At 66.2% G+C, this 19,757-nt stretch carries 9 protein-coding genes and 2 tRNA genes; 1 reads left to right on the top strand and 10 read right to left on the bottom strand.

Features of this window, described 5'->3' with window-relative positions; translation table 11 throughout:
- Window positions 1–13: 13 nt before the first annotated feature.
- The 6 genes from rpsR to FS885_RS02525 all read right to left on the bottom strand — a co-directional run bounded on the left by rpsR (window position 14) and on the right by FS885_RS02525 (window position 2,800).
- Window positions 14–280, bottom strand: a complete 267-nt coding sequence (gene rpsR / locus FS885_RS02550; RefSeq protein WP_144743445.1) for a 30S ribosomal protein S18 — start codon at window positions 278–280, stop codon at window positions 14–16.
- 60 nt (window positions 281–340) lie between these two features.
- A complete protein-coding gene (locus FS885_RS02545) occupies window positions 341–802 on the bottom strand; it encodes a single-stranded DNA-binding protein (protein WP_144743444.1) in 462 nt (153 codons plus the stop codon).
- 83 nt (window positions 803–885) lie between these two features.
- The gene (gene rpsF, locus FS885_RS02540; protein WP_144743443.1) at window positions 886–1,179 is read right to left on the bottom strand and encodes a 30S ribosomal protein S6; all 294 of its coding nucleotides are present in this window, start codon (window positions 1,177–1,179) and stop codon (window positions 886–888) included.
- A 395-nt stretch (window positions 1,180–1,574) separates the two neighbouring features.
- Window positions 1,575–2,486 carry a DUF4013 domain-containing protein gene (locus FS885_RS02535; RefSeq protein ID WP_186365752.1) on the bottom strand — a complete coding sequence of 304 codons (912 nt, stop codon included), beginning with the start codon at window positions 2,484–2,486 and terminating at the stop codon, window positions 1,575–1,577.
- An 83-nt stretch (window positions 2,487–2,569) separates the two neighbouring features.
- Window positions 2,570–2,660, bottom strand: a tRNA-Ser gene (locus FS885_RS02530).
- A gap of 49 nt (window positions 2,661–2,709) precedes the next feature.
- Window positions 2,710–2,800: transfer RNA gene (locus FS885_RS02525), tRNA-Ser, on the bottom strand.
- Between the two features lie 185 nt (window positions 2,801–2,985).
- Here FS885_RS02525 and FS885_RS02520 point away from each other — a divergent pair.
- Window positions 2,986–3,900 carry a trimeric intracellular cation channel family protein gene (locus FS885_RS02520; protein ID WP_144743441.1) on the top strand — a complete coding sequence of 305 codons (915 nt, stop codon included), beginning with the start codon at window positions 2,986–2,988 and terminating at the stop codon, window positions 3,898–3,900.
- 114 nt (window positions 3,901–4,014) lie between these two features.
- On the opposite strand, the gene FS885_RS02515 is transcribed toward FS885_RS02520, so the two are convergent.
- The 4 genes from FS885_RS02515 to typA all read right to left on the bottom strand — a co-directional run bounded on the left by FS885_RS02515 (window position 4,015) and on the right by typA (window position 19,505).
- Window positions 4,015–4,326, bottom strand: a complete 312-nt coding sequence (locus FS885_RS02515) for a GntR family transcriptional regulator (protein WP_144743440.1) — start codon at window positions 4,324–4,326, stop codon at window positions 4,015–4,017.
- A gap of 56 nt (window positions 4,327–4,382) precedes the next feature.
- Window positions 4,383–7,877, bottom strand: a complete 3,495-nt coding sequence (locus FS885_RS02510) for a SpaA isopeptide-forming pilin-related protein (protein ID WP_144743439.1) — start codon at window positions 7,875–7,877, stop codon at window positions 4,383–4,385.
- 621 nt (window positions 7,878–8,498) lie between these two features.
- Entirely contained in the window at window positions 8,499–17,078 is an 8,580-nt protein-coding gene (locus FS885_RS02505; RefSeq protein ID WP_186365751.1) for a metallophosphoesterase, read from the bottom strand.
- 588 nt (window positions 17,079–17,666) lie between these two features.
- Window positions 17,667–19,505 (bottom strand): translational GTPase TypA, encoded by a 1,839-nt coding sequence (typA, locus tag FS885_RS02500; protein ID WP_144743437.1) that lies wholly within the window; start codon window positions 19,503–19,505, stop codon window positions 17,667–17,669.
- Window positions 19,506–19,757 lie beyond the last annotated feature (252 nt).

Here is a 19,757-nt window from a genome sequence, read left to right as displayed (position 1 = left end):
CGCTCGCGGAAGGCTAGTCGCGGTTGCGGTTACCGCGCGAGGACACCACGGGGACGGCGTACGGCAGAAGAGCCATCTCGCGCGCACGCTTGATCGCGTTCGCGATGTCGTGCTGGTGCTGCGTGCAAGCGCCAGTGACGCGGCGCGGCTTGATCTTGCCGCGATCGGTCATGTACTTGCGAAGGAGCTGCGTGTCCTTGTAGTCGATGTACTCGGTGTGCTCCTTGCAGAACTGGCAGTACTTACGACGCGGCTGACGTGTGGAGTAATCATTAGCCATGTCAAAATACCTTTCGTTTTGCGCGTGCGGTTTCCCGTCGCGCACTCACTCGGCCAGGCCCTAGAACGGGATCTCGTCGTCGTAGACGTCGGAGACCTGCGGCGGGGCCTGGACAGGCGCCTGGGGACGCGGCGCGGGCTGCCCGTAGCCGTGGGACGCAGGCTGGGAGGCGTAGCCGTCCCCCGAGCCCTGCTGGCCGCGCGACATGAACTCGATCTCATCGACGATGACCTCGAGCTTGCTGCGGCGCTGACCGTCACGCTCCCACGAGCTGTAGCGGAGCTTGCCCTCGATGGCGACCTTGGAGCCCTTGCTGAGGTAGCGGCTTACCGCCTCCGCACGCGTGCCGAACATGGTGCAGTCGACGAAGTTGGGATAGTCCTCCCACTCGCCCGTCTGCGGGTTGCGCCGGCGGTCGTTCACTGCCACGCCGAACGAGAGCACCTGGGTGCCGCCGCTCGTCATGCGCAGCTCCGGATCACGGGTGAGATTGCCGGAGATGTTAACTCGGTTGATGCTCATGTGACTCACTACCTCTCGTGCTTGGGGATGCCCCTAGGGGCGCTCCCCCGAGGCGCATGCGCGCCCCGTTCCATACCAGCGTGCTACTCCTTGTCGTCACGACGGACGATCATGTGGCGCTCCACCGCGTCGGTGATGCGCAGAACACGGTCGAGCTCCGCGATCGAAGCGGGCTCTGCATGGAAGTTGATGAGGGTGTAGTCGCCTTCGGTGAGGTCGTTGATCTCATAGGCGAGCTTGCGCTTGCCCCACTCGTCAACGTTGTCAACCTTGCCATTGGCCTCGGCGATGGTGGTGTCGATACGCTTCATCACCGCGAGACGGGTCTCGGGATCGAGGGAAGGATTGACGAAGAACAGCAGTTCATAAGCCTTCATGTTGTCACCTCCTCTGGACATACGGCTTCGGGTCGTGAAGGTGCGCCCGAAGCAGGAAAAGACTCAGATACTATAGCCGCTTGGACGCCGAACCACAAGAAGGCGCAGCTACGCCATCGTGACTCCACACATCCCACATCGCTCCACAGGGCCATGGTGCCAGATGCGTCTTGCCGGAAGCTGTCCGGTATCCCTCCGCGCTGTGCCCGGTTCCCAACAGGGACCTTCCCCATATCTTCCCGCCGCAGCTTAAGGGCCAGACCGAAGGGTCGCACGAGAACAGCCGCCGCGCCATGCAGGCGGCGAGCACATCGGGAATCCACAGATGCGGAACGACGTCGGGGCGGTATCGGGGCCCGAACCGGTACATGCCGCAGCGCCCGCCGCGAAGCTGCTTAGCGGCCCGGTGCGGACGGCGTGCCCGGAACGGACGGCGTGCCCGGGGGCAGCGGGTCCGAGGACACGCCCCAACGGCTCACGTCGAAGCGGCGGAACCAGCACGCCACCGTATGGACGCATGCGAGCTGCATCGCCACCGCGACCGCGCCGCACGCGATCTGGATGGCCGCGGCGCCGAGCACCGCGATGAGCATGGGCGCGGGCTCGAGCGAGAAGAGACGGTGCAGGAGGGCGCCCCCGTCGAACATGAAATGCCAATGCCCATGGTGCGCGGCGAGGCCGGCCAGGCCCGCCTGCAGGGGCAGGTCGAGCGCGGCGGCCGCCAGAAGCGAGAGCGCCGCCACCGCAGCGGCTCCCAGGATGACGGAGAGCGCGGCGCGCAGGAAGCCCGAGGCGTCCCGCGCGACCATCTGCGCGAGCCTGTCGAGGCACCACCCCGCCGTGAGCGCGTCGTAGAGCGTGGCTCGAAGCATCGCGGCGATGACGAAGGTGCCGATCGCAAGACCCAGCACCCAGGCGATGCCGCCCAGGGCATCGATGCGGTACGTCGAGGCCGCCTGGACCCACGAGCCGTAGAACCCAGCCTCGAGCGGCGAGAAGACCGCATAGCGACCGCCCGTCGCGAACCAGAGGGCGGCCCCGGCCGCGACGACCAGGGGCGTGCGGACGATGAGGGCTCGGATGCCGCAGACGAGCACCTTGCCCACGTCCACGCCATCGCGGCGCGGCGCCCCGTCAGAGCCCCACGCGGCGAGCCTGCCCCACTCGAGCGCATAGCCCAAAACCGCGATCTGGCCGACGAGCGGGATCCAGCCCACGAGCGCGAGCACCGCGACCGGCTTCCACCACCCGCGCGCCGCCGTGAGCGCGCGCCATGATGCCACGAGCCCGAAGCCCCTCGTATCCACGGCGCCTCCTTCGCGTCGCCTTCGCTCGGCAATACCAGACGAGCCCGTCCGGTCAAACCGAACGGGCTCGTGCGCATCAAAACTGGCGGAGGAGGAGGGATTCGAACCCTCGTGACCCGACAAGGGCCAAACGGTTTTCGAGACCGCCGCATTCAACCACTCTGCCACCCCTCCGCATCGGGGTGAGACGGCGCGAGCTGGGCCCGCGCCGGAGGTAAGCAACTGGCGGAGAGTCAGGGATTTGAACCCTGGAGACGCTTTTGGCGCCTACACGATTTCCAATCGTGCTCCTTCGGCCACTCGGACAACTCTCCGTTACAGCACACGAAATTGTACCGTATCTCGCATGCTTTGCAAACAACGTTTTTCCCGCCCACGCGATGCGTGCGGGCCGCGGCGGACTTCCACAACTTGTCTACAACGCGCACGCGCCAAGCCGCCGCGCAGCAGGTAAGATAGGCATGGACCCCGTGCTTGATTCCCGAGAGGAGCGGCCCCGATGACAGATGCGCTCGCATCCCTGGCCCCCGTCGCGGCCTCGACCGCCGCGGCGGTCACCGCCACGGCGTCCTCGCAGCCCGCCTCCATCCCGCTGTGGATCGAGCTTTTCGTCGTCGTGGTCTCCGCGGGCACGGGCGTGCTCTCCGCGCGCGAGAACAAGCTCGACTATGTGGGTGCCCTCTGGCTCGCCGTGCTCCTCGGCCTCGGCGGCGGCCTCATCCGCGACGTCATCCTCCAGGTGGGCGACGTCTACATCCTGAAGCAGCCGCTCGCCCTGCCCGCGTGCCTCGTCTCCGCCACCGTGGTATTCGTCTTCCCCGCCATCATCGAGAAGCCGGACAAGTTCATCGCCGTCCTCGACATCTTCGCGGTCGGCCTCTTCGCCGCCATCGGCGCCGACAAGGCCTACGTCTACGGGTTCGCGCCGACCGCCTGCATCATGATGGGCTTCTTCACCGCGGTGGGCGGCGGCATGCTGCGCGACATCTGCCTCGCGCGCACGCCGACCATCTTCCAGCGCGGCAACTTCTACGCGCTCGCGGCCATCTTCGGCGCGGCGACTTACATCTTCCTTGTCAGCAAGCTGGGCGTATGGAACATCCTCGCCCTCGTGATCTCGACCGGCGTGACCGTCTTCCTGCGCTGGCTCTCGATCGAGTTCAACATCCAGACGCCCACCGAGGTGGACATCTCGCGCATGGTGCACCGCCGTCACCGTCGCGGCGCCGAGGGCGGCTCATCGACGCCGCGCCAGGAGACGCCGGTCGTCGCCTCGGCCGAGGCGCTGGCGGACCGCCCCGAGCGCACGCTCGCCGACATCGAGGCGCGCCGCGAGCGCGAGCGCCGCGCGCAGGCCCTCGCACGCCTGCGCAAGAACAAGCGCAAGCGAAAGCAGCGACGCCTGGACATGTAGCGGCTGCCGTGCGGGCGCGTGCCGAGATACTGGAATATGGACAGAACCGGTAGCGGCACGCGGGCGCGCAACCGCCGCTGCGTCGTCCCGAAGCCCGAGGCGCCCGCCCCGCCGCTACGCCGTGCCGCTAGTGAGCGCGACTGCGCGCTCCATGCCCGCCTCGGTCGCGCGGTAGACGTTTCCCACCTGCGCGCCGGCATCGTTGAACTGGGGCGTCGAGACCACCAGGCCGTCGCGCCTCAGCCGCGTGAGCGCGCGGTCGATGGATCGCTGGTTCATCTCGAACCGCTCGGCGATCTCGCGCTTGCTGAGCAGGATGCCCTCCCCGCACTCGGTCCCGCGGGCGATGAGGACGAGCGTGCGCTCGTCGGCGAACGCGTGCCGCCCGTTCACCATCGTGGGGACCGCCCCGACCCGCGGGGCCATAGTTGGAGCCGATGCGGAGGAGGCCGCCTGGGCGCCCCCCTCATGAGGTCTGGTCATCACTTGAAGCCCCGTGCGCGACGGGCGACCACGCCGATGGCGAGGGCAGCCGCGCCCACCGCGGCGACGCCGCCGATGAGAAGCGGGGTGCTGTCGCCCGTGGCGGCGAGCACGTCATCGTCGCCGTTGCCGTGGCTCAGGTCCTCGGAGGGCGTGCCGCCCGTGGAGCCATCGCCGGGATCGTCCGGGGTGTCGTCGCCGGGGTCGGGCGTGGGCTCCGGCTCGGATTCCGGCTCAGGCTCGGGCTCGGGCTCCGTATAGGAGTTCTCGAACGTGATGGTCGCCGGATCGCCGGAGGCGCCGTCCACCGTGGAGTAGACGTACTGCTCGGTCGCGAGCCCGTCGCTGACGGTCGTGGTCACCGTGACGGCACCCGTCTGCTGGTCCGCCGCGGTCTCGATCACGATCGAGTAGGTCGCGTCATCATAGGTGTAGCCCTCGGCGCCCGCATCGGTCTCCGTGAGCGTGTAGCGGTACGTCGTGCCCGCATCGGCTTCGGTGAAGCGCTGCCACGCGAGGTCGAACGGCACGGGGGCCGTGGCGACGCCGGAAACCATCGAAGCGTCCTCGTTCTGGACGGTGACGCTCAGGTCGGGGCTCGTGATGCCGGCCTTCGCGGCGGAGGCGGCGTCCGCGGCGGTGAGCACGAACTCGAAGCGGTTGTCCGCTGTGAGGTCCTTGCCCTCGAGCTGCTTCTCGACCGAGATGCCGCCCGCGGCCGCGTAGTCGACGCCCACGCGCGGGTTCTCGACCGTAACCGTCACGCTGTTGGAGAAAACCGCGGAGAGCTCCTGGTCGCCGAGGTCCTGCTTGCTCGACTCCGTGTCGTCGTCGTGGTCGAGGCACTGCCGGATCGACAGCGACGACCAGCCGCTCTCGACCGTGAGGCTCGACGGGCTGCCGGTCCCCTCCGCCGGGATGTAGTCCTCGGCACCCGTCCCCGCATCGTCATACTGCAGGTGCATGCTCTCGGCGGTACGCGTCCACGCGGTGTCCACGGTCACGAAGTCCGTCGAGTCGTTGGTGAGCAGCGTCGCCTCGACGTCATGCAGGGTCGCATCGACCTTGTCGTCGGCGGCGAACTGGAGCATGCTGCGCACGACCCTGCCGACCCCGCGGCTCACGGACACGCCGTCGTCCTCGGTGCCGGCGTGCGCGAACACGCCCTCGTCGTTCACGGTCACGCGGACGGCGGTCTTGTTCGCCTCGTAGCCTGCAGGCTCGCTCGTCTCGAGCAGCACGTAGTCACCGGCCATGAGCTCGTTGTTCCCCGAAGGGAAGACCGCATAGCCCGAGCCGAGGCCGCCCAGGTCGCCCGTCGTCACGGTATCGACCGGCTGCGCTGCGGGACGCTCCGCCGTGCCGTCGGCTTCGATGGTCACGTCGGCGGCGTTGTAGAGCGCGAACTCGACGCCGTTCATGGCGTTGCCGGCGTCATCGACCTTGTGGACGATGAGGCGGTTCCAGATGTTGGACATGTAGATGCGCACGGAGAAAGTGCGGTCGAACTCATCGTGCCCCCGCTCGCCGTTGGAATCGAGGCGGCGCGTGTTCTCCGCCGTCGCCTCGTCGATCGAGGTGGCGGTGGTGTAGTAGTACGAGATCGAGTACTCGGCCTGGGTCTCGTCTCCGCCTGTGTTCTTGATCTGGTAGAGGTACTTGTTCACGTCGCCGGGGATGTTCTCGATATCGCCCTCGATGGCGCCGCTCGACGTGATGCTCAGCTGGTAGGGGTTCCGCCGCGCGGCGGCGAGCACCTCGTCCCAGGTGTGGCCGTCGGCGACCGTCCATCCCTCGATGGCGCCGCCCGAGACCGGCGACCAGGCGGTCTCGTCATCGAAGGGCTTGGTCATATCGCGCTTCATCACGACCGCGAAGACCGTGCCGTTCATGCGGCCGTCCGTGGCGATCTCGACTGGATCGCCCGTATCGGCGTCGTAGACCGTGTCCTCCGGAAGCGTGGTGGTCACCTTCGCCTGGGCATAGGCGCCCGTATCCCATTCGTTGTCAACGAGCAGGTTGCCGCCCGAGAAGTACAGGTGCACCTCGTCCGCGGACCGGTAGCCATCGGGCGTGGTGGTCTCGACGAGCACGTAGTTCTTGCTCGCGTTCTTGAGCTGCTCGAGGGCGATGGGGAACCCGTTGGCATCGGTGAACACCAGGCGGCCGTTGGCGTCGGTCGTGCCGGTATAGACGGCGTTGCCCTCTTTCTCGTAGTTCGCGTTCGCCCGATAGAGCTCGTAGGTCGCGCCCTCGACCGGCGTGCCGTCCTGGTCGACCTTGACGATCTCGCTCTCGGGGACGCTCACGAGGTTGTACTTGAGGTTCATGTTCGAGGCGTTGTTGCCGCGCTCGAGATAGTAGAAGTTGAGGGTGTGGTACGTGTTGTCCGCGAAGGTGTTGCCGCTCCACTGGACAGACGTCTCCCGGCCGGCCTCCTTGAAGCACTCCATGATGGTCCGCATGCGCGAAGGCGTAACGTCGGTGGTGCCGTCGGCCGCGGTGACTTTGATGTGCCCGGTCTGGAAATCGATCTTCACGCTCACCGCGTCGTGGATGCCGCCCAGGTCGGCCACGAGCACGCCGTCGATGAAGATCCAGACGTCGTCGTCACCGGAGAACTCGTAGGTGACGGCCTGGCCGTTGTTGGTGCCGCCGTCGCGCTGGACGAAGCGCGAGGTCATCGAGAGGCCGAAGTAGTGGTTGAGGTCCTGGCTGCCCGCGTTCGTCTGGCTGCCGTCGAGGTTGCCGCCGGCCTCCGTGAACACATCATCGGCGCTATTGAAGGGGAAGAACTGGCCGTCGGTCACGTTCGGCTCGCTGCCGTAGGTGACCGCGGGGGCGTCATACACCGTGAAGGAGCTGGTGTCCTCGTTGAATGAGGCGAAGTTGTCCTTGCTGTCGTAATAGTAGTAGCCGTCCGCATCGACCTGGAGCAGGCCCTGCACGTCGGTGTAGGCGGCCTTGCCCTGCACGTTGTTCGCGCCGCTCGTGCGGTAGTCGTAGCTGTTGAACAGATACGCGAGGGATTCGGAGCTGACCTGGGTCGATACCTGCGGCCAACCCGATACGTTCGTTCGCCCGTCCATGGTCTGGGCCTTGAGGCTCGGGTAACCGTTCACCAGCGTGCTCTCGAGCATGCCGTCGCGCGGTTCGCCGTGGAAGCCGGCGCCTGCGGGGTTGCCGCTGTTACCCGTCCAGGAGTTGAGCAGGCTCTGAGACGAGCCCGAGTTGAAATGCAGCTGGTGCCCGGCGTTGATGCCCTGGTCGGTATCCCAGTTGAGGTTCTCGCCCTGCGTGCTCGAGTTCCAGTAGTCGAACAGGTTGATCGTGGTGCCACGCGGCGTGACCGTCGGAACGGTATGGTCGCTGAACGCGCGCCCCGACCCGTTCACGGCATAGGCGATCATCGGGATGCTGAACACCACGAACGCGACGGCGAGCAGCATCGACGCCCGCGCCGCCAGCCGTGCCCTCAAAGACTTCCCCCGCATGTGTACCCCCTACCACATTTATGCAAAATTCATCCGATTACATGCATGGTTCTTTTTAGGCTAGCGAAGAAGAAAAAACCGCAAGTATTTTTCAAGCGGGGCGTAAGTTTTTATATACATTTGCGCAAACTATCAGGCAGACGGTTGCAGTCATGTGCTTAACGGCACGCGCGCCGGCGTCGAGGGGGTAACCTCGAAAGACGGACCTCCATGCGAGCACGCGCTGTCCCCATGGCAAATCTTATTCATTGCATTCTTCGCGGGTGTCTCGACCGGGGGAAGGCCGCCTACCGCAGGCGACCGGCACGGGTGTCCACGCGCGCTGGGCTCCCCGGATCTGTCCATATCCCTGTATCTCGGCAGGCCCCGATTCATCGAGGTACACGGATATGGACGGAATCGGCGGATTTTGGGCCCAGAATGGCTATCTTCATGTATCTCGATGAGCGGCGACCGCGCGCGATGCATCGAGATACAGAACTATGTACTCACCGATCGAGCGGGAGCCTTCGAACGAGGAGGTCCCCCGGCACCTTTTCCAGATGCCGAGGGACCCGCTTTCACGCGACGCCCGGTGACGCCGCCTCCACGTGGCTGCGGCGGACCGATCCGCGGCGGCCGTTAGCCCTGGCGCCGCCTGCCGCGGCGCACGAGGGCGCCGGCAGCGACCGCTATCGTGCCGACCAGGGCAACCCCGCCGACAACCAGCCAGGTGCTATCACCCGTGGACGAGAGCCTTCCGTCCGGGGTGCTCGCGACCTGCGAACCGCTGGTCTGGGAGCCGTCGCCCCGGCAACCGTCCTGACCGGACCCATCGCCCGCGCTTTCGATATCGCCGGAGCCGTCGACGTTTCCGTTGGGACCATCCGAGTCGGAATCGCCCGGCTCGGGCTCAGGCTCGGGGTCCGGCTCGGGATCGGTGCCGGGACCCTCCATCTGCTCCCAAGTCATGAGGAACGGGCTGAAGCCGGACTCGTCCACATGGAAGCCCACGAAACCGTTCTCCCCGTCCACCTGAAGGGGTACCGTCTCCACCGTGCTCGCCTCGATGAGGTCGGAGACCTCGGCATCGTCCGCGTCGTAGTCGCGGTGAAGGCCGGCGAAGTGGTAGACGCGCACGCTCGAAGGATCGGCGCCCTCGGGAATGCGCCAGTAGACATCGGTGCCGAGCGAGGAGCTCACCCAGGCGTTGGACTGGGCCTCATCCACCAAGTCGAGGTACTGGAAGTCATAGGTATCCGCCGAGCCGATCTCCACCCCCAGCTGGTCCTCAGCGTGCGACACGAGTTCGGCCTCGCGCGGCCCGGGCAGCAGGTCGTCGGAGAGCAGAGTCACGCCGGCGGTGTCCATGAGCGGCACATTCGCGTCGCCGTTGAAGTTGACCGTCGTGCCCGCGGGCAGAGACGCGACCACACCGCCGGACGCCTCGGCGAGCGCCGCCCTGACGGACCCGGCGTCGGTTGCCCCGAGCAGGTCGACGTTCAGGTCGCCGCGTTCGGCCCCGGCGCTATCGGACACGCTGCGGATCACCAGCTCGGCGGGCTCGAGCGCATAGGCGTACTGCTCGCCGTCCACCGTGACGACGGCCTCCTCGCCCGAGCGCGACGTGCCGTCGAGCACGATTCGGGCCTCGTAGGTCCCGGGGTCGGTGTCGTCCTGAATCTCGGTACCGTCCCCATCGAAGTAGGCGATGCGCGCCGCCTGGCCGCTCAGCAGAGCATTGAGCTCCTCGATCGTGTACGACTCGCCCTGGCCGTCCACCACGTACTGGTCCACGAAGTGGCCGCCGGTGTCGCTCTCGCCGCCGACGTAGATCTCGGCGTTCGCCGGACGGATCGTCAGACACGTGATATCGAAGGCAAAGGCGGCATCTTGACCGTCAGCCACAGCCCATGTACCCGTCATCTCGTTGTAGGCGAGGGCGAAGGTGCGCTCGCCCACCTGGTCGGCGGGGTCGGCGAAGTAGTGCTCGCCATACTGACCGGAGTAGCTGTCGAGGTACGCGCCGCCGTCGAGCGTCACCTGGACGGTCCAGGCGCCGGTCTGCTGGTCCTGAACGGGCTCGGCGACCGCGAAACTCTCTGCGATGAGGGCGTTCTCCCCCGTCGTCGCGTACGTCGCATCCGGGTGCGAGCCCTCGGCATCCTCGCTGTTGAGCTCGTTCACACCATGGAGCGTGACCGAGATGCCCGGCGTCCGGGCGACCTGCTCGGCCGTGGGCGCCGCGGGCGCCACGGGACCGGGCTCAGGCGCCGGTGGGTTCCACTGGGCGGTGAGCGTCATGCTCTCTTCGATAGCGGTGAGGTCGGTCACCTCGCTGCCGTCGGGCGCGACCCAGCCCACGAGCTCATGGCCATCCCACGATACCTCGGGCATGCCGCCCCAGGAGCGCAGGGCTTGGCCCGGCGCCATGAGGACCTCGGTCGCGCCCTCGGTGAAGACGGCGCCCTCGTTCTCGTCGCCTTCGATGCCGTCGCCGTCGTCGAAGGTGACGCCGATCACTTCGACTTCCTTTACCTCGCTCGCGTTGTGGTTATCGTCCGCCGGGGCGAAGACGTGGTAGGTCCCGGCATGGTCCACCTCGAACTCGTTGCCCTCGGCCTCGAGCGCATCGCCCAGTTCGTCGCTCTCGCTCCAGTAGTACATATCGGCATCGCCGTGCTGGAGGATGATGCGCACGGTTCCCGCAGCATCTCCCGCTGCGTAGAGGACGCTGGGCGTGACGTACGTTGCCTTGGCGATGACGAGACCGTCCTCGAAGAGGTGGGAGTACGCCTCGCAGGTACCGTCCGCGCCGCGCGTCAAGCGCACGTCGTAGGTGCCGGCGTTCACCGGCGCCTCGCTGGTCCAGGGGTCGGTTTCCGCCGCGTCCGCCGCGCGGTACTCGACCGTGAAGCTGTCGGCGGCAACGCCCTCGGGCTCCGCGATGAAGCCGAAGGGCTTCGCCGAGCCGTCGTAGGTGTAGGCGGTGTTGCCCGCGGCAGGCGTCACGGTGACGGCTACGAGCTGCGTCCACTGCGCCGTGACCGCCATCTCCCCGGTGACGGCGGTCGCGCCGTCGAAGGCGGCGCCGTCAGCCGTCCGCCAGCCCGCGAAGACGTACCCATCGCGCGTGACGGCGGGCATGTTGTCCGCACCGACCGCCGTGCCGTCCGCGAGGAACCAGGAGCCGACGGAGCCCCCCGAGAATGAACCCTCGCCCGCATCGAAGGTCACCTTGGCGATCGACACGCTTGCGACATCGCTCGGGTCGTTGGCCGCATCGCCCGCGGCGCGGAAGTAGAAGGTGCCGCTCTCGCTGACCTCGAGCTCATTGGCGCCGGGCGCAAGCGTCTGGAACGTATCGGGGCTCCAGTCGGTCTCGTGATCCGACCATTGGATGTCGCCGTAGAGTGTCGCGCCCTCGGCGCCCGCCACCGTCACCGTCGCATGGGCGGCTCCGGGGGTCACGGCGAGCGCGGGCGCCGCCTGGCTCCCCTTGCACACAACCTGGAAGACGACCATCGCGGCATCAGGGTCCGCGAGCGTCCAACCCGCCTCGACGGCGGGCTCAGCGCTCAGGTCGGCGTCGTTCCACACCAGCGTCACGGTCACGGACTCCTCGCCCGCAAGCTCATGGGTGCCCGCATCGAGCCCGAGCGCCTCGTCGAAAGCCGCCACGTAGGGCGAAGCCTGGATGGTCACGTCGACCTTGTACACCTTCGCGGCGCGCGTGACGCCGAGGAAGTTCGTGAATGCCTCGAGCGGGTTGGCGGCAGCTGCCTCCTCGGAGTAGACCTCGCCGATGGCGTAGGAGTCGTTCTCTCCATCGCTGTTGGCGATGAGCGTCTCGAACGTCTGCGTGGCGTGCGCAGCCGCCGCGCTCTCGTTGGAGTCTGCCACCTGGACGTCGATGAGCGCGTTCACGTCCTCTATGGCAGGCGCTTCGGGCTCGGACTTGAGCGCGACGGTCTTGGATACCGTTATATCGGTCGCCTCGCCGTCAAGGAGGAGCGTGGCCGTCACGACCACAGCGCCCGGCTTGACCTTGGTAAGCACGCCGGTCTCGGCGTCGATCGTGGCGAGGGTCTGATTATCCACCGAGTACCGCCAGGTGAGGCGAGAGTCGTAGGCATCGCTCTCGAAGCCCTTGCCCGCCGTGTAGGCAGCCGTCTCAGTCTCCTCGTCGAGCATGTCGGCGCCCGCGAGCTCCGGCCGCACGGCGATGACCTCGACCGAGGCGGAGGCGTTCTGGTTGGAGTCGGAAGTGGCCGTGATGTTGGCGCCGCCGGCCTGCTTGACCGTGACTACGCCCTGGCCGTTGAGCTCCTCGACAGAAGCGGTCTGCGCGTTGTCCGAGTTCCAGGTGATACCGTTGTTGAAGGCGTTCGCCGGCGTCGTGTAACCCGTGAGGCGCAGCGTGTCGGCCCCCTCCTGGTTGAGGTCCACGAGGCGTGTGGCGTCGCCGTCGATAGTCACGCCCGTGACCGGGTTGTTCTGGATGGTGCGCACCGGACCGTAGACAATGACGTCGCCGGAGCCGATGATACCCGAACCCGCGGGCGCGCCCTTGCCGCTGCCGCCACCGTAGAGCCAGTACTTGCCGAAGACCGTGCTCGTGCCGTCGGGCAGGACCGCGGCCATGTAGTCGCCATTGTCCGAGACGTCATCGGTCAAAAGGTGCGAACCGCCAAGCGCGGCGACCTCCTCTGCGGAACCCGCGCTCACGGCCCCGTCGACACGGTAGATTCCGTCCTCGGAACCGTTCCAGCCGTTCGCGCGCACGTACCCGAGACGCACGTTCTCGTAGTCGGTCGTGGAGGGCGAGCCCACGTAGGCGCTCACGTCGCCGATGCGCACGGCCCCATCGGTATCGGCGAGGATGTGCAGGCGGGCGCCGTTCTCCAGCTTGATGGAGGCGTTGCCGTCGCGGCCGTTATAGGACTCGAACGTGCCGCCGGTGATGTAGGCGTCGCCACCCGAGACGGCAAGCGGGGTCCAGTTGCTCGACGCCGAGTCCTGATGCTCGAACGTTCCGCCGTTCACGCGCAGCGTGCCCGAGATCCACATGCTCGATATGGTGCCACCGTTCACCGTGGCGTCGCCGTGCGTGTCGATGACCACGCGATTGTTGTTCTTGGCGCTATACGTGCCGTCGTTGATGACGAGCGTGGTACCGCTCGCGGTGGAGAGCACCGCCGCCTCGGATCCCCAGTAGGTACCCGAGCTGCCGAGGATCGCGGTGGCGCCCTCCCCCATGAGCTTCACGGCCACACCATCGTCGCTGCCGCCCGTACCGTACTCGGTGCGCAAAGACACGCTGTCCTGCGTGATGAGGGTGCCGCCGGCGTTGACCTCGACGGGGTTGAGCGCGTCGTAGAAGGAGCCCTGGCTGCGCGTGTCGTTCACGTAGACGGAGTCGGCGAGCACGAGGGTCGCACCGCCCTCTACATGGAAACGGCAGTAGCGGAGCTCGCCCGTGCCGCGGACCACCACGTCGCGACGGATGTAGATCTCGCGGTCGCCGTCGTCGAACAGGCCGCCCTCATCGAACTCGATCGTGCCCTGGGTGATGATGGTGCCCACACCGGGGTCGTTGATCGCTGCGGTGAAATCACTATGGTTCGCGACCGTCACCGTCCGCTTGCCGTCGACGCTCTGCAGCAGCGCGAGCATGCGCTCTGCCGCAAGGAGGCGGTCCAGGTTGGATACCTGGCTCTGGTCCTCGGCGGAAAGGCCGTCGTAAGCCTCCCGAGCGGCCTCGATGGAGGCGGCGTCGTCCAGTGCGACCTCCGACTGCTCGGGCAGTGCGGCGATCTGCTCCTCGACCTGCTTCCAAGCGGGCTCCTCCTCCGCCTTGGAGATGGCGAAACTGTCGACCAAATCCGAGGTTCCGCCGTTCACGGAATAGGCGCGGTAGTAGAGGTGGTCGCCGTCGATGGTGAAGCCGGTGTAGACGGGGACGCTCAGGTCGAGCGCCACCTGGCTGGGGATGCCCCCCGTGGTGTCCTGCGCGTAGTTCTTAACGCCGCAGGTGCCGGCGACGATGAACACGCAGCCGCTGGGGTTGACGGCGGTCTCGTAGTTGGTGCCCTGGTAGGTCTGGGTCTCGGTCGTGACGGTCTGGGTCTCGCCGCGCACGAGGTACGGCGTGCGGTTATAGACATGGTCGTGCCCGGAGAGCACTACGTCCACGTCGCAGGCGGCGGCGAGCGCGTCCATCTGGGCGCGGATCACCACCACATCCTCGTCGCCCTGATGGGGCCCATTGGAATAGGGGCTCTTGTGGAGCAACACGATCTTCCACTCGGTATCGGCTGCGGAGAGCGTCCGGTAGGCCCAATCGTACTGCTCCTGCGAGATGCCGCCGTCCGCACCGAGGTCATTGGTGTTGAGCACGACGAAAGCTGCGTTCTTGTACTCGAAGGAGTAGTACGCACCCGTGGAGAGGTCCTGCCCCTCCGGCACGTTCGCAAGGTTGAAGTGCGAGACGATGGGGTTCGCATCCGTGATGCCCTCGACGTCGCTTCGCGCCTCATGGTTGCCGGCGGCAGGCGCCATGGCCATACCCTGGGCCACGTCCGCATCGTCATCGAGCGCCCAGGTCCAGTAGTCCTCGTTGGCGCCATCGTCCACGTAGTCACCCCCGTGGACCGTGAAGGCGGCATCGGGGAAGGTATCCCGCGCGGCGGAGAGGGTGTCCAGGTAGACGTCGTAGTCCGCTTCGACCATGCCTTGGGAGTCATTGACGTCGATGAATGTGAAGGCGTCCGCGCCGTCTGTCTCGCCACCCGTGGTGAAGGCGACGGCATCGCTCCAGTAACCGTGCTCGGCATCGCCCACGCGGTAGAAGTAGTCGGTGTTCTCGGCAAGGCCCATCACCGTGACGGAGTGCTTCATCGCCTGCTGGGTGCCATACGTGGTCACGAGCCCAAGGTTGAGGTGAGTCCTGGGTTTCGTGACCTCCTCGGAGCTCGCATCGACCTCGGCGACGATGTCCTCAAAGGCGGCGTCCGTAGCCACCTGCACGGTTCCCTGGGTTACGTTGGTGCCGGTGTACCAGCGGATGTTGCGCGAAGTCGTTGGATCTGCGCCCAGCGTCATCGTGACCTGCGTGGGCAGAAGGCCGTTCTCCACCGAGGGCTCGGGCGCCTCGGTGGCCCCGTCGAAGGTGATGGTGCGGCCCTCGCCGCCGATCACGTCGTCGGCACCGTTGGTGTCGTAGAGCATGGAGTCGCAGATGTCCCCAACGAGGTTGCCCATGCCCGTGAGGAAGCTCGGGCTCATGTACTCGTTGATGAGCCCGTCGATGAGCCCGCGGATGGCAGGATCGTCGAATCCGAACGTCTCGAGCGTCGCCTTGAGGTTCCCGTCATCGGTCACGCTGTCGATTGCGGTCTTCCACAAGCCGCTGAACGCGATGCCCGTGTCGATAGACGTGTTCACCAAGGCGTCGTCCAGAATCGGCATGACGTCGTCGACGAGCAGGGTGATGAGGTCGCTCACGATATCTCCCTGGCGGATGGTCGCCACGGCGTCGGCCGTCCACGCGGGCGGGTTCTCGGACCCCGCGTAATGGCCGGTGAGGATGAAGAAAACAAGGTCGTAGATCGTGCGCTGCTCACCGTCGAGCGAGGAGAGCCCGTAGTTCGACACCTGCGTGACGATTTGATCGACCTGCCCAAGCAGCCAATCGGGGTCGTCGATATAGCGCGCCTCGATCTTGTCGAGCACGTCGTAGACGATCCGCAGCAGCTGCGCGTCGGTGATGGTCATGTCTCCGATGAGGCCCGCGGTACCGGAAGGCGACAGCTGGACACCGCCGTTACGGTACTCTACGTGCACGCGGCCGATGCCTGTGCCGAGCTCGATATCCATGCCGCCTGCGAGGGCGCCGCGCACGAGGTCGAGAATCGTCGCGTCGAGGTCGCTATCGGGCAGGTTCTCGGTGATCCACTGGCGCAGGCCCGTCTGGCCAATCTCCTGCAGCATGGGGCGAAGCATGCCGTTGGCCATGTTGTTGAAGAGCGTCTCAGGGTAGAGCCGCTCTTGGGTGTAGGCGAGAAAATCATCGATGTGCGTGGTCTGGCCCGTATGGTCGGTGAAGTCGATCGAGTCCACGCCACGCGAGCTCACGGTGAACGTCTCGTGCGTCCGCTGTGTACCGTCATCGAGCGGCTCGCCCTTGGTGACGGTCACCGTACGCATGGGGCTCTTCCAAGAGGAGAGCGAGCCCGTCTCCAGGTCGGTAATGTGGTTGCCGCTCACCGTGGTGTACTCCGCGATGTCGTTCGCATGCATATGACCGGTGAAGATGTAGCGCATGCCGGCGTCGGCCAGTTCGGTCGCCACATTCTGCCAGTCCTCGACCACGTACTCGGAGAGGATATCCTCCTCGCCCTCGAAGTGCGGCGCTGCACCGTGGTGCATGAGGCCGATCACGGTATCGCCCTCGGCATCCGCCTCGCGCACGCGCTCGGTCACCCAGGGCAGCAGGTCCTCGTCCACGCGGCCCGCGGTGATGTGCTCGTTGGTGTCGTAACCGGTACCGGCGTCAGGGCTGTACATGCCGGAATCGATGGCGACGATCGTGAAGCGGCCGAGATCGACAGCATACGAGAGCTCGCCGGCCTCCTCACCGGGAACGGGATTCGAGAAATACTGTGCATCGAACTCGCCGTTGTAGCCGAAGTTCGCGTAGATTTCCTTGAACTCGTCGGGCGTGGTGGTCTGCGCGCTCTCCTTGTAGCCGTTCTCGAAGGTGCACGCGTCGAGGTAGTTGTAGATGTCGTGGTTGCCGTTGATGACGAAGACCTCGGTCTCGGTCTCGTCCTCGAGCTCCTGGAACTTGGCCGCCAGGTCGCGGTGCCCCTGGATCTCACCGTCCTTGGTGAGGTCTCCCGAGACGATGAGGACGTCCGGGCCATCCTCACGCACCATCTCGAGCGCCGCATCGGCGATGGAGCCCGATTCCTCGAGCATCTTGGGGTCGCCGCCGACGTAGGTATCGTAGTCCGCGCAGTCGCTGACGAAGTTGACCGGGTAATAATGCATGTCGGAGAGAACGGCGATGCGCAGCTCGCTGGAATCGGCGGAGATGCGCGCGGCATCGGCCCCGTCGCCCGAGGAGAACCCGCCGAAGGAGACCCCTTCGCTCTCGGCATAGGCGATAACGCTCAGCAGCGGCGAGAGCATCGCCTGCGCCACTAGGATGAAACTCACCGCCAGCGCCAAGAGCCGCCGCCTCGCGGCGCGAGCGGTTTCCCTCTTCGAGCGGCCGTCTCTCATGCCGGCATCGTTCATACCTGTACCTCGACTTCCCCGTCCGCCACGTCTCACGCGGCTTGCACACAGCTATCGCACGGAACCCATGCGGTCCTCGACAAGCATAGGAACGGCTTGTCAGCTGCCCTGCAGGGCACGGTAAGGAAGTTTCAGGATTTGGTAAGCCCGCCGGTAGAAGGGTTGCTTGCCGGCGCGTCCACAGGGAACGGCCCACTCCGAGGCTAAAGACGGGGCGGCCTACAAAGCCCTCCCCTGACGGCTGTCCATATCCCTGTATCTCGGCAGGCCCCGATTCATCGAGGTACACGGATATGGATGGAATCGGCGGATTTTGGGCCCAGAACGGCTATCTTCATGTATCTCGATGAGCGGCGACCGCGCGCGATGCATCGAGGTACATGAATATGGACAGAGTGGCCGCGCCGGCTGTGCAGGAAGCTCAAGCCGGCCGGGCAGAACGCCCGTGCCGGCTTGATAGGACTCTGGCGCGGGACCGGAAAGGACGCCCGCGCTTGGCCGGACGCGCTACTTGTTCACCTGGCCGGCGCGGACGGCGGCCTTCTTGCGGGCCGTGGCGTCGAGGATGCGCTTGCGCAGGCGGATGTTCTTGGGCGTGATCTCCACGAGCTCGTCGTCGGCGATGTACTCGAGCGCCTCCTCGAGCGAGAAGGTGCGCGGCGGCGTGAGCTGCACCGCGATGTCGGCGGTGGAGCTGCGCTGGTTGCCCAGGTTCTTGGTGCGCGCGATGTTGACCACCATGTCGCCGGGCTTGCTGCGCTCGCCCACGAGCATGCCCTCGTAGCACTCGGTACCGGGCTCGACGAAGAGCGTGCCGCGCTCCTGCAGCGTGCCGAGCGCGTAGGCCACGGCCTTCTCGGTGGTCATGGAGATCATGGCACCGTTGTTGCGCTGCCCCAGCTCGCCGGCGTAGGGGCCGTACTCGAGGAAGGTATGGTAGAACACACCCTCGCCGTGGGTGACGTTCAGGATGCGGTTCTTGAGGCCCATGATGCCGCGCGTGGGGATCTTGAACTCGAGGTGCGTCACGGTCTTGCCCGCCTGCATGCTCACCATGGTGCCGCCGGCGTTGCCGAAGACCTCGATGACCTTGCCCGAGTACTCGTCGGGGCACTCGACCACGGCCTGCTCGACCGGCTCCATGCGGTTGCCGGCCTCGTCCTTCTTGAAGAGCACGCGCGGACGGCCCACCTGGAACTCGTAGCCCTCGCGGCGCATGGTCTCCATGAGGACGGACAGGTGCAGGATGCCGCGGCCGGACACCTCGACACCGCTCTTGTCCTCAAGCTCCTCGATGCGCATGGTCACGTTGTTCTCGGCCTCCTGGGCGAGGCGCTCCTTGAGCTGGCGCGCGCCCACGATGTCGCCGTCGCGGCCCACGAGCGGCGAGGTCGACGCCTCGAACACGACGGAGAGCGTCGGCGGGTCGATCTCGATCGGGTCGAGGTGCACCGGGTTCTCGGGGTCGGTGTAGACGTCGCCGATGTCGGTGTGGTCGATGCCCACCACGGCGGCGATGTCGCCGGCCTGGACCTCCCGGCACTCGGCGCGCCCCAGGTAATCGAAGGTGAAGAGCTGCTTGACGGTGGCGGTGGAGCTCGAGCCGTCGTTCTTCACCACGAGGATGGTGTCGCCGTCGTGCAGCGTACCGGAGTAGATGCGGCCGATGCCGATGCGGCCCACGTACGTGGAGTGGTCGATGGTCACGCACTGCATGGCGAGCGGCGCGGTCTCGTCGACCTCGGGCGCGGGCATCTCGCGGATGATCATGTCGAGCAGCGGGTACATGTCGTCGCCGTCGGCCAACGGGTCGAGGCGCGCGTAGCCGTTCACCGCGCTCGCGTAGACCACGTGCTCCATGGCGAACTCGAGCTGCTCGTCGGTGGCGCCGAGGTCGGCCATGAGGTCGAGGCAGTCGTTGTAGGCGCGCTCCGGGTCGGCGCCGGGGCGGTCGATCTTGTTGATGACGATCATGATCGAGAGCCCGGTCTTGATGGCGTGGCTGAGCACGAAGCGCGTCTGCGGCATGGGGCCCTCGAAGGCGTCGACGAGCAGCAGCGCCCCGTCGGCCATCTTGAGCACGCGCTCCACCTCGCCGCCGAAGTCGGCGTGGCCCGGGGTGTCGATGATGTTGATCTTGATGCCCTTGTACTCGATGGAGCAGTTCTTGGCGAGGATCGTGATGCCGCGCTCGCGCTCCTGGTCGTTGGAGTCGAGCACGCGGTCCTGGACCTGCTGGTTGGCGCGGAAGGCGTCCGTCGCGCGCAGCAGCTTGTCCACGAGCGTGGTCTTGCCGTGGTCGACGTGGGCGATGATGGCGATGTTCCTCAGGTTCTCAACGCGCATGTAGGGCTCCCCTTATATGAGTAGAGGTAGAATTACCAGATTGATTCGGTGAACCAGCAGATTATAGCGCTTAGCGGCCGGCTGTCATCTCATCGGCACGGATGAAACCGCCGATGACGGAATCTCCTTGATTATCAACTTTATCCGAACACCTCCCACATTCATCCGCACATGTGCGGATGAATGTGGGAACCCGATACCCTGAGGGCCGGATCGGCCGGCCCCGGGAGATCGGAGGACGGCATGTCCGGA

The organism is Enorma burkinafasonensis, assembly GCF_902150035.1.
Lineage (GTDB): Bacteria > Actinomycetota > Coriobacteriia > Coriobacteriales > Coriobacteriaceae > Enorma > Enorma burkinafasonensis.
The sequence above is the reverse complement of the archived record's forward strand: the minus strand, read 5'-3'. Positions and strand labels throughout refer to the sequence as shown.

What these genes read in the sequence shown, in the direction of transcription:
- rpsR (WP_144743445.1), bottom strand. Translation starts at nt 280, where the DNA reads ATGGCTAATGATTACTCCACACGTCAGCCGCGTCGTAAGTACTGCCAG.
- FS885_RS02545 (WP_144743444.1), bottom strand. Translation starts at nt 802, where the DNA reads ATGAGCATCAACCGAGTTAACATCTCCGGCAATCTCACCCGTGATCCG.
- rpsF (WP_144743443.1), bottom strand. Translation starts at nt 1,179, where the DNA reads ATGAAGGCTTATGAACTGCTGTTCTTCGTCAATCCTTCCCTCGATCCC.
- FS885_RS02520 (WP_144743441.1), top strand. Translation starts at nt 2,986, where the DNA reads ATGACAGATGCGCTCGCATCCCTGGCCCCCGTCGCGGCCTCGACCGCC.
- FS885_RS02515 (WP_144743440.1), bottom strand. Translation starts at nt 4,326, where the DNA reads ATGGCCCCGCGGGTCGGGGCGGTCCCCACGATGGTGAACGGGCGGCAC.
- FS885_RS02510 (WP_144743439.1), bottom strand. Translation starts at nt 7,877, where the DNA reads ATGCGGGGGAAGTCTTTGAGGGCACGGCTGGCGGCGCGGGCGTCGATG.
- typA (WP_144743437.1), bottom strand. Translation starts at nt 19,505, where the DNA reads ATGCGCGTTGAGAACCTGAGGAACATCGCCATCATCGCCCACGTCGAC.